Consider the following 1,450-nt stretch of genomic DNA (forward strand, 5'->3'; position numbering starts at 1 on the left):
CCGGTAACGGTGACGGAACAATTCGTCAATGATGAACTGAAAATCGAAGAGAAGACATTCGTCGTCGAGCACGATGAAGGCGTTCGTCCGGATTCGTCACCTGAAGGTCTTGCAAAACTTCGCCCAGCGTTCCGCCTCGGCGGTAGCGTCACAGCAGGGAACTCTTCGCAGACGTCAGACGGTGCCGCTGCCGTCCTCGTCATGGAACGGGAAGAAGCAGAACGCCAAGGCTTACCGATTCTCGGCAAGTTCAAGTCGTTTGCGGTCGGTGGTGTCCGTCCGGAAGTCATGGGCATCGGACCGGTCGTCGCGATTCCAAAAGCACTTGAACTCGCAGGCATCACGCTTGAAGACGTCGGATTGATCGAGTTGAACGAAGCGTTCGCATCGCAGTCACTCGGTGTCATCCGCGAGCTTGGATTAAACGAAGACATCGTCAACGTCAACGGTGGAGCGATCGCCCTCGGTCACCCACTCGGTTGTACAGGAACAAAACTCACATTGACGCTCTTGCATGAAATGAAACGTCGGAATGTCCAGTATGGTGTCGTCTCGATGTGTATCGGTGGCGGAATGGGCGCAGCAGGTGTATTCGAACTAGTTGAAGGAGGAACAGGACAATGAGCCAAACGACAAACGAATTAATCAAAGGTGGCAGTTTCGTATTAGATGAGTTAGCACCAGAACGTCTTTTCACACCAGAGGATTTCTCGGAAGAACACAAAATGGTTGGTGACATGACAGCGAAGTTCGTCGAAGATCGTGTCGTTCCTGTTCTTGACCGAATCGAAAAACACGAGTTCGAATTATCAGTCGGTCTCCTCCGTGAAGCAGGCGAGCTGGGTCTACTCGGTGCAGACGTTCCGGAAGCATACGGCGGCTATCAAATGGATAAGATTTCGTCTTCAATCATTACGGAAAAGTTCGCACGTGGCCGTTCATTCGCCCTCAGCTACGGCGCACACGTCGGAATCGGTTCGTTGCCGATCGTCTTCTTCGGTAACGAAGAGCAAAAGCATAAATACTTGCCGAAACTCGCTTCAGGGGAGTGGATTGCTTCGTATGCATTGACGGAGCCAGGCTCTGGTTCGGATGCTCTTGGTGCCAAAACGACGGCTGTCTTGAACGAAGCTGGTACGCACTACATCTTGAATGGTGAAAAACAATGGATCACGAACGCAGGTTTCGCAAGCTTGTTCGTCGTCTACGCAAAAATCGACGGTGACAAGTTCACAGCCTTCCTCGTCGAAGGATCGTATCCAGGCGTCTCGACAGGCGTCGAGGAACAGAAGATGGGAATCAAAGGATCATCGACACGGACATTGATCTTACAAGATGCAGAAGTACCAGTCGATAACGTCCTTGGTGAAATCGGACGCGGTCACGTCATCGCCTTCAACATCTTGAACGTCGGTCGTTATAAATTAGCTGTTGGTGCTGTCGGTTCATC

General features: G+C 51.6%; 2 protein-coding genes. Both read left to right on the forward strand.

Features of this window, described 5'->3' with window-relative positions:
• A partial coding sequence (locus B2751_RS07725; protein ID WP_290774086.1) for an acetyl-CoA C-acyltransferase occupies positions 1–624 on the forward strand: 624 nt, incomplete at its 5' end.
• The coding region (locus B2751_RS07730; protein WP_290774150.1) for an acyl-CoA dehydrogenase family protein at positions 621–1,450 on the forward strand (830 nt) is incomplete at its 3' end. The genes B2751_RS07725 and B2751_RS07730, both read left to right, overlap by 4 nt.

This window comes from Exiguobacterium sp. UBA6282, assembly GCF_002440475.1.
Classification (GTDB): domain Bacteria; phylum Bacillota; class Bacilli; order Exiguobacteriales; family Exiguobacteriaceae; genus Exiguobacterium_A.